Here is an 8,517-nt window from a genome sequence, read left to right on the forward strand (position 1 = left end):
AGTATTTTGAGTAAGAGTGGTGTGCCTTTGGTTGAAGCTTTGTATATTGCTGCGGCTGTTGCTAGCAATTGGCATATTCGTGATGCAATTTTAGAAGCTGCTGTAAAAGTCACTGAAGGGGGAAGTATTAGTGGCTCTTTAGAAAAAAGCCGCTTTTTTCCACCGATGATGATTCAAATGCTCAGAAGTGGTGAAACGGGTGGTGAATTAGATGAAATGTTGGCTCGTTCTGCACAAATGCAAGACCGAGAGTTATCATCGTTAATTACGACAATGGTTGGTTTGTTTGAACCATTAATGCTATTAGTAATGGCTGGTGTGGTGTTAATTATTGTCTTGGCAATCATGTTGCCAATCGTTAGTATGAATAGTTTAGTGCATTAATAATATTTATAAATCAAGATATTAATTTAAGTATTTTGATGGAGAAATGACATGAAGAAGTCCCAACAAAGTGGCTTTACTTTAATTGAAGTGATGGTTGTTGTTGTTATTTTGGGTATTTTAGCGGCTGTGATTGTGCCGAATGTGATTGGTAAAGATGAACAAGCACGTCGTACCTTAGCAACGAGTAGTTTGTCTAATGTAGCTAATGCACTTGAAATGTATCGTTTAGATAATCACAAATACCCAACGACTCAAGAGGGTTTAGAAGCATTAGTCACCAAGCCTGCTTCTGCCAAAGTTTTTCCAGCAGGAGGCTATTTAAAAAGTATTCCTAATGACCCTTGGGATAATCCTATTCAGTATGTTTCACCGGGTGCGAACGGCAAACCTTTTGAATTGTATTCGTTTGCCAGCGATGGACAAGAAGGTGGCGAAGGAGACAACGCTGATATTTATTACAAATAATGAAGATGATAGTACGTCAACAACAAGGCTTTACCTTAATAGAAGTGCTTTTGGTGGTACTACTGATAGGTATTGTCAGTGGTATTGTCTTGTTGGCGGCTAGCCCTAATGATTCTTCGCGAGTTGTTGCTACCGAAACTGAGCGTTTGGCTGAAGTTTTGGTTTTAGCAAGTGAAGAAGCGATTAATAATAATCAACAAATGGGCTTGTTATTTGATGAGCGTAGCTATCGGTTGATGGTCTTGGATGAAACTAATCAACGTTGGCAGGAAAGTAATGAGCCTTTATTTGCAGCTTATGAACTACCAGAAATTGTTAATTTGCATTTATTAAAAGACGATAAAGACAAGCTCATCGTGTTAGATAAAGATAAAAATAATAAGCAAGATGATAAGCAGGCGATTACACCACAATTATTATTTTTATCCAGCGGTGAAAGTTCTTCGGTTGTATTAGAAATAGCCAGTGAGGATGGTAATAAACAACAAATCTCTGTTGACGATTTAAGCTCTGTCACGTTGGGGAATCAAGCACCTGTTGAGCAAAGTCGATGAAAAATAAACAACGTGCTTTTACATTATTAGAAGTATTAGTGGCTTTGGCCGTGTTTTCGGTGGCGGCTATTTCTTTAATGAAAGTGAGTGAATCACAATTACGTTTAAGCCAACGTATGGAAGAAAAAACCTTTGCCCATTGGGTTGCCTTAAATATGATTACTGAAATGCAGGGTAGTCAAGATTGGCCAAATATTGGCGAGCAAACAGGCAAAGTGAGTATGGCAGGACGCGAGTGGAAAATGGTAGTAAAAACCCAAGCGACACCTGTTAGTCGTGTACGACGTATTGAGATTACCGTTGGTTTAGCACCCAAAGATTTTACTGATGACATGGAAAATTTGACCATGTTAACGGGTTTTATTGAGCAGCCACCAAGTGGTGTTGGGAGTGGCTCGTGAAACAACGAGGCTTTACTTTATTAGAGTTGTTGGTAGCGGTGGCGATTTTTGCGTTATTAGGCGTGGGTAGTTATCGTTTATTAGCCAGCACTATTTCGACGCGTGATACCGCTCGTAGTCATGATTTGGCATTAATGCAGTTACAACGTACATTTACGGTAATTAATCGAGATTTAGCACAAGCGACGGCTCGACCCATTCGGGATCAATATGGCGATACTGTGCCTGCATTGCAATTAAAAGATAATAATTTAGAGTTAACTCGTGCAGGTGTGCCTAATCCGCTTAAACAAGTCCGCAGTGATTTACAACGAGTCAGTTATCAACTTAATAATAAAGGTGAATTAATACGTTCTTCTTGGCAACAATTAGACCGAGATCGTGGTGTTAATCCGCAACAAACTATTCTATTAACTAAAATAAAAACAATGACATTAAAAGCATATAATCCAACGGGTAGTGCTAGTCCTGAATGGCCAGTTGCACAAAGTTATAATAAGCCACCAGTCGATACCTTACCACGCAGTGTTGAGATCGTCGTAAACGTTGAGCCTTGGGGAGAGGTTAGACGTATTTTTGCTTTGCCACAACAATTAGAAAAAGAGCAAAAAAGTGCCACACAATAAACAACAAGGCGTTGCCTTAATTACGGTATTATTGGTGGTTGCAATGGCTATGGTGTTGGCTGTTGCAATGGTAAAGAGTCAACAGAGTTTATTGCGTCGTTCCAGTAGTGTGTTTAGTCAAGATCAGGCTTATTTATATACTTTAGGCGCAGAGTCGTTTGCCAAATCTATTTTGCAAGACGATAAAGATAAAGATAAAAACAAAAATACACCTCAAGATAGTTTAAATGAAAATTGGGCGAAGAAAATTCCTGCTTTTCCCGTAGAAGGTGGTTTTGTGCAGGCACAAATTGAGGATTTACAAGGCAAATTTAATTTGAATACGATTTGGCAAGAGGGGCAAATAGATATGGAGGCTGTGACCACATATCAACGTTTATTGGTTGCTCTTGATATATCGCCTATGTTAGTGTCACCTATTATTGATTGGCTTGATGCTGATAATTTGCCTTATGATAGTGATGGCGCAGAAGAAGATTGGTATTTGCGCCTAAAGCCTGCCTATCGTGCGGCAAATCATCCGTTTGTGTCGATAGAAGAATTAGCCTTATTGCGCGGTTATACACCAGAAATTGTGGCTAAACTTAAACCGTATGTGAGCGCGTTACCTGCCAAAACAACGATAAATATTAATACAGCATCTGATGTGGTTTTGGCCGCTTTAAGTGATAATTTAACGCTGAATATGGCCAAAGATATGGTTAGTCGGCGACCTAAAGAAGGATATGGCTCTGTAGATAATTTTATGCAGTTGTCAGAGTTTGCAAATCTTTCTCAAGAAGATAAACAAAAAATTAGTAAATTAATTGGGGTAAGCTCGGGTTTTTTTAGTGTTTTAGCTGAGTCAGAAATTGATAATCGTCGTCGGATTTTGCAAGCAACGGTTGCTTTTGATGAGTCAAGTAATGCACAAACTATTCGCCGAGATTGGAGCCAGCAATGGCGTCCGCAAGTAAAAATATCGTCTTCAACAACAAGTAATTAACAATGGATACTCTTTATATTCGTATTCCGACAATCAATGGTTTGTGGCAAGGTTGGTTGTTAGCCAATAACAGCACACAAGCAAAAGTATTAAGCCAACACGAGCTTGAGGCGATTATGGCTGCAAAAGCAGCTAATATGCGCATTCACTTGTTGTTGCCAACATCGGCTTGTGTCATTGCGCCTGTTAATATCACCAAACAACAACTTAAACAATTAAGCGAAAATGACATCGCTTATTTATTGGAAGATCAAGTATTAACCTCTGTAGAGCAGTTGCATTGTGTCTATCAAAGTTTAGATGAGCAGCAAGCCTTAGTATTGGCGATTCAACAAAATGTTTTAGATGATTTATTACAACCTTTTAAAGATATTCAAGGCGAGTTATTGTGTGCAGTCCCTGATATCTTTTTATTACCCGTTAATCCTCAAGGTTGGTCATTATTGGTGGATAATACCGATTGTTGGTTGCGTTTAAATCAAACATGGGGTGTACGTTTGGAGGCAAATGCTGCTGTTGCGTTATTAGATAGTGCATGGCAAGAACATCCAACATCTCACATACAAGTTTATGGTGAAGTATCAACAGATGTTCAAGCATGGTTAAAAATGCAAGATAACTTGACCATAGATGTTTTGCCAGAGTTAGATTGGACAAATCAGTTTTCTCAAATTCACAATAAACATCCTTTTAATATGCTTAAAGGTGATTTTGCGGTAAAAACAAAATCTTCTTTATCAGGTTATTGGCGTTATGCTGCTATTTTTGTGGGTATTGCCTTTGCTACACAGGTTGGGTATGACAGTGCTAGATTATGGCATTACAATAAAATGATTAAGCAAACTAAAGCAGAAAGCACAAAGTTATACAAATCACTGTTTCCTGAAGAGCAACGTATTGTTAATTTACGCCGACAAATTGAATCACACTTGGCAGAACGACAAAATGCAGGTCAGGGATTTATGCCTATTGCGACACGTGTAGGCGAGGTATTGAATACTGGTAATTGGCAAACACAACGGATGGACTTTGATAATAACGGCTTATTATTAGAAGTTGATGCAATGAGTTTGAGTGATTTGGAACAATTGCGTCAGCAATTAAGTGGACAAGGTTTAAATACTGAAACCTTAAGTGCCAATAGCCAGGGCACAGGAATTCGTGGTCGTTTACGTATTACCGAGAATAGCTAAAATGCCAGCAGTTATTGAACAATATTTAGCAAAATTAAGTCCTAGAGATCGTATCGCTGTTCTTGTGTTGACTTTGTTTATTGTCGTGTCTTTATGTGGATTAATGGCACTCAAATTACATCGTGCTGCTGAAAAAGCTCAACAACAAGCGATGCAAGAAAAAGAATTATACGCTTGGTTTCAAGCCAATTTACCTGTATTAAGTAATGGTAGTAGCTCAAATAATGGTATGTCTGTTTTAGATACAGTGAGTGCGAGTGCAGGTGGAATGGGGATTAATATGAACCGTTTTGAGCCAGATGGTGAACAAGTGCGTGTTTGGTTAGAAAATACCGATTTTGCTAAAGTAGCAAGCTGGTTACATACGCTTAGTCAACAAGGTGTAAAAGCGCAAGAAGTTCATTTTGAACAAAATAATAAGGGTTTGAGTGTGCGTTTAGTCTTTGGACGTTAAGTTTAGAGACTAAATTTTTAATTCTCTAAAATCACTAATTTCTGCGCCTCGCTCCCACCATTCCATAAAACGTTCACGCATTTGTTGGGCATAAGGAGTGCCTTTAGGCAGTAGAGATCCTTGCCAAGGATCACGATTAATGCAGCGTAATAAACCTATATTGTCAGCAATCATCACTGCTTCTGCATGCTCTATATCGTGTTCATGCAATTGACGTATTTCGATTAAACTGGAAATGCGCCGCATTAATTTAATCACACGATGGCCATCCTCAATGGCTAATTGTGGGTCAGCGATTAAAATTTTTGTACTTGTATAACGACTAGAACGTGCAAAGGCTGATAACGCTTCACAAAATGCCTCATTATCAAAGCGTTCGTGTTCTAAATCAGGACTGACAATCAAAATCTCACGTTGAGCTTCAGCTAATAATGCAATCGCAGCCTGTTGCATCATAAAAAGATGTTTTAGTTCTATACGAATATCGGTATGGCCTAATTGAAATTGTGGAATTAGCTCGTCACTAAAGACAATTTTTGGCCGCTCAATTTGGCTTGTTTCACTCGCTTTAATAATGGTTAAATGCTCTATGTCTGGAGCAATAAACTCGATCAATCCATCGTCTTGTTGGCTGGATTCGGTGTTTTCTTGTGGTATGTTTTGCATAACTCGAACACTTGAGGCTGTTTATTGTTTAAATTATAGCAGGTGAAATGGCTAAATCCTGATATATACATTCGATTAATACATTATTGGACTGAGATTGACAGTTAAACTTAACCGCCAAAAACTTTTCAATAACATGGATGTTACTTACACAATGATCACTGAGTATGTTGGTTGTAAAACTTCCACCTTTGGCTAATGCCATAGGCAATAATAATTGATCGGCTAAATATTCATCAACAGCCGCTGAGCTGCTCAAAAAATGTTTGGCTTCTTTGGCTAATAGCGTGGCGACTTTTTCGGCACTAACCCCATATTCGCCAAATCCTGTAAAAACATTAGTCACATGTTCATCTGCAAAAGCTAATAACAACACATTGCCATTTCCTAAAGCCCGTACCGCTTGGATGCGACATTGTTCCGCAGTTAAACCCAATTTAGTTTGTAAACTGGCTAGTTCACGTTCAGCAATATGGCTTGGCAAATTACTGATAACACTCGTTGCAAAACGTTGTTGTTCTTGGCCACGTTCAATTAACACTAAAGGTTTTAATTGTTTACAAGGATGAACCGTGACATTAATCTCGCCGCCGCCCGCAGGAAAAAAGCCATGTCTACGAATGTTTAACTCAACGTTTGCACCCATTTTGGTGAGTTGTGGCAAAAAAGCTAACTGTAAAAAATCAGCAGGTGGCGCAGATTGGTTGTGTGTGCCGCCTGTAATGGTAACGGTGCTAATATCATCGGCAAATAATAAAGCAGGCAATATGGCTTGTAAGACGAGGGTCGTGCTGCCTGCTGTGCCAATCTCAAATTTATAGTTGCCGTGTTTAATCGCTTGCGGGATAAAGGTGAGTTGTAGGCTGTTGAGTTCTGCACCTGTGACTTCGGCAGAGCAAATTTGTTGTGCTGCTTTTACTGCCGTTAAATGTTGGCGTAATAAACCTTTTTTACTACGTTTGGCACGAATGCTGTGCATGGTAAAGGCTTGGCCAGTTACCATACTTAAGGCAAGGGCAGAGCGGAGCATTTGACCACCGCCTTCACCATAAGAACCATCAATTGTTATCATAAGAAATCCTTTGTATTCATCATCATGGTTTCGACTACGCTCAACCACCAAAATATCCTCCGCTCAACGAGTGAATGCTCCCTGAGCGCAGTCGAAGGGTTACCCCTTTACACAAACCACTTGTTTTAAGGTATGAACCACTTCCACCAAATCACGTTGAGCGTGCATAACTGCCTCAATCGGTTTATAAGCAGCAGGGGTTTCATCGACCACCTCTTGATCTTTACGACATTCCACGCCTTCAGTAGCTTTGGCATGATCTTCTATGGTAAAGCGTCGTTTGGCTTCAGCGCGTGACATGGTTCGTCCTGCACCGTGTGAACAGCTCTGAAAACTTTCTTCGTTTCCCAAACCACGGACAATAAACGAGCAAGCACCCATACTTCCGGGAATAATTCCTAATTCATCTTTGCGCGCACTTACTGCACCTTTACGCGTCACTAAGACGTTTTCACCATAATGCATTTCACGGGATACATAGTTATGATGACAATTCACCGCTAACATATCCGCTTTAAACGGTTTGCTAATAATACCACGAGCCGCTTTAATCACATTCTGCATCATTAACTCACGGTTAGCCTTAGCAAAACGTTGCGCCCATTCAACCGCATAACAATAATCATCAAAATGTTCGGTTTGTTCAGCAAAATAGGCTAGGTCTTTATCGGGTAAATGGATAAACCAACGTTCCATATCGCGTTTGGCTAAGGCAATAAAATGCTCACCAATCGCATTTCCCACACCGCGTGATCCACTATGCAACATAAACCAGACTTGCTGATTTTCATCTAAACATACTTCAATAAAGTGATTACCTGTTCCTAATGTCCCAATATGATTACGGTTATTGGTGTTTTTTAAGCGTGGATATTTATCGGTGATTTTTTTAAAATCATCGGCTAACACTGACCATGCCGCATCCGCTTCAGCAGGTGGATTATGCCATGCACCTTCATCACGTTTACCAAAGGTTTTTCCGTGTGGTACTGCTTTCTCGATAGCAGAGCGTAAGGGGGCTAAATTATCGGGCAAATCTGTGGCATGTAAGGAAGTTTTAACCGCAATCATCCCACAACCAATATCCACACCCACCGCCGCAGGAATAATTGCCCCTTTGGTTGGAATCACACTCCCAATGGTTGCGCCTTTACCTAAATGTACATCAGGCATAGCCGCAATCCATTTATAAATAAAAGGTAAGTTTGCTGCATTTAACAGTTGTTGTTTTGCTGCATCTTCTACGGGCACACCTTGTGTCCACATTTTAATCGGTGAGCTTTTATCGTGTTGTAATACGTCATAGTTGCCTGTTTTCATGTTCTTTCTCATCTAAAAATTAAGATGCAGCAACGAGTTTTATGTGAAATTTTTACACTAACCAAATGTAATTCCACAGGCATTTGCTGCAAATTGAGAGTGATGACTAGGGTTGGTGAGATACGCGTGCTGTTTAAAGCACACTGATTAGCAGTCAGGTGTAATCCCACCGAGCATTCATCACATATTTAATTAACTAGCAACTAGGGGTATGAAACATTCCTGCTCTACCTACTGAGCTACAGCCCCATAACAAAAAAATAATGGTGGAGCTGACGGGAATCGAACCCGCGACAAGGACATTAGCAATGTAGTTCCATCAGCATTTGCTAGTTAAACTTGAGAAGCCAACAACTACGTTTATTAAAAATCCATCTGTTCTGCCTGTTGAACT

Annotated in this window: 11 protein-coding genes; 8 read left to right on the top strand and 3 right to left on the bottom strand. The window is 39.8% G+C overall.

The features are described 5' to 3' along the window. From Q0212_RS05725 to gspM, 8 genes are all read left to right on the top strand, one after another. Nucleotides 1-384: type II secretion system F family protein (locus tag Q0212_RS05725; RefSeq protein ID WP_297923467.1), on the top strand; the 384-nt coding region annotated here is incomplete at its 5' end. 51 nt (nt 385-435) lie between these two features. Next, nucleotides 436-852 carry a type II secretion system major pseudopilin GspG gene (gene gspG, locus Q0212_RS05730; protein ID WP_297923469.1) on the top strand — a complete coding sequence of 139 codons (417 nt, stop codon included), beginning with the start codon at nt 436-438 and terminating at the stop codon, nt 850-852. A gap of 5 nt (nt 853-857) precedes the next feature. Then, nucleotides 858-1,406, top strand: a complete 549-nt coding sequence (gene gspH / locus Q0212_RS05735) for a type II secretion system minor pseudopilin GspH (protein WP_297923471.1) — start codon at nt 858-860, stop codon at nt 1,404-1,406. After that, on the top strand, nt 1,403-1,807 hold the full coding sequence (gene gspI / locus Q0212_RS05740) for a type II secretion system minor pseudopilin GspI (protein ID WP_297923472.1): 405 nt from the start codon (nt 1,403-1,405) through the stop codon (nt 1,805-1,807). Before gspH ends, gspI begins: the two co-directional genes overlap by 4 nt. Continuing rightward, nucleotides 1,804-2,433, top strand: a complete 630-nt coding sequence (gspJ, locus tag Q0212_RS05745) for a type II secretion system minor pseudopilin GspJ (RefSeq protein WP_297923474.1) — start codon at nt 1,804-1,806, stop codon at nt 2,431-2,433. The genes gspI and gspJ overlap by 4 nt, the downstream gene beginning before the upstream one ends. After that, nucleotides 2,420-3,418 (top strand): type II secretion system minor pseudopilin GspK, encoded by a 999-nt coding sequence (gene gspK / locus Q0212_RS05750; protein ID WP_297923476.1) that lies wholly within the window; start codon nt 2,420-2,422, stop codon nt 3,416-3,418. The genes gspJ and gspK overlap by 14 nt, the downstream gene beginning before the upstream one ends. 2 nt (nt 3,419-3,420) lie before the next feature. Then, complete coding sequence (gspL, locus tag Q0212_RS05755) at nt 3,421-4,611, top strand: type II secretion system protein GspL (protein ID WP_297923478.1); 1,191 nt, start codon at nt 3,421-3,423, stop codon at nt 4,609-4,611. 1 nt (nt 4,612) lies between these two features. Continuing rightward, nucleotides 4,613-5,065 (top strand): type II secretion system protein GspM, encoded by a 453-nt coding sequence (gene gspM, locus Q0212_RS05760; protein WP_297923479.1) that lies wholly within the window; start codon nt 4,613-4,615, stop codon nt 5,063-5,065. 9 nt (nt 5,066-5,074) lie between these two features. Here gspM and Q0212_RS05765 read toward each other — a convergent pair whose 3' ends face one another. The 3 genes from Q0212_RS05765 to Q0212_RS05775 form a co-directional block, all read right to left on the bottom strand. Further along, a complete protein-coding gene (locus Q0212_RS05765; RefSeq protein WP_297923481.1) occupies nt 5,075-5,731 on the bottom strand; it encodes a hypothetical protein in 657 nt (218 codons plus the stop codon). 28 nt (nt 5,732-5,759) lie between these two features. Next, nucleotides 5,760-6,803 (bottom strand): RNA 3'-terminal phosphate cyclase, encoded by a 1,044-nt coding sequence (rtcA, locus tag Q0212_RS05770; protein ID WP_297923483.1) that lies wholly within the window; start codon nt 6,801-6,803, stop codon nt 5,760-5,762. Between the two features lie 99 nt (nt 6,804-6,902). Further along, nucleotides 6,903-8,123, bottom strand: a complete 1,221-nt coding sequence (locus tag Q0212_RS05775; protein ID WP_297923485.1) for an RtcB family protein — start codon at nt 8,121-8,123, stop codon at nt 6,903-6,905. Nucleotides 8,124-8,517 lie beyond the last annotated feature (394 nt).

Origin of the sequence: uncultured Agitococcus sp. (assembly GCF_937920075.1) — a bacterium.
Taxonomy (GTDB): Bacteria; Pseudomonadota; Gammaproteobacteria; order Pseudomonadales; family Moraxellaceae; genus Agitococcus.

Bases quoted from the DNA above. Each gene is read 5' to 3' on its own strand.
- gspH (WP_297923471.1), top strand. From the start codon at position 858: ATGATAGTACGTCAACAACAAGGCTTTACCTTAATAGAAGTGCTTTTG.
- gspG (WP_297923469.1), top strand. From the start codon at position 436: ATGAAGAAGTCCCAACAAAGTGGCTTTACTTTAATTGAAGTGATGGTT.
- gspM (WP_297923479.1), top strand. From the start codon at position 4,613: ATGCCAGCAGTTATTGAACAATATTTAGCAAAATTAAGTCCTAGAGAT.
- gspI (WP_297923472.1), top strand. From the start codon at position 1,403: ATGAAAAATAAACAACGTGCTTTTACATTATTAGAAGTATTAGTGGCT.
- gspL (WP_297923478.1), top strand. From the start codon at position 3,421: ATGGATACTCTTTATATTCGTATTCCGACAATCAATGGTTTGTGGCAA.
- Q0212_RS05765 (WP_297923481.1), bottom strand. From the start codon at position 5,731: ATGCAAAACATACCACAAGAAAACACCGAATCCAGCCAACAAGACGAT.
- rtcA (WP_297923483.1), bottom strand. From the start codon at position 6,803: ATGATAACAATTGATGGTTCTTATGGTGAAGGCGGTGGTCAAATGCTC.
- Q0212_RS05775 (WP_297923485.1), bottom strand. From the start codon at position 8,123: ATGAAAACAGGCAACTATGACGTATTACAACACGATAAAAGCTCACCG.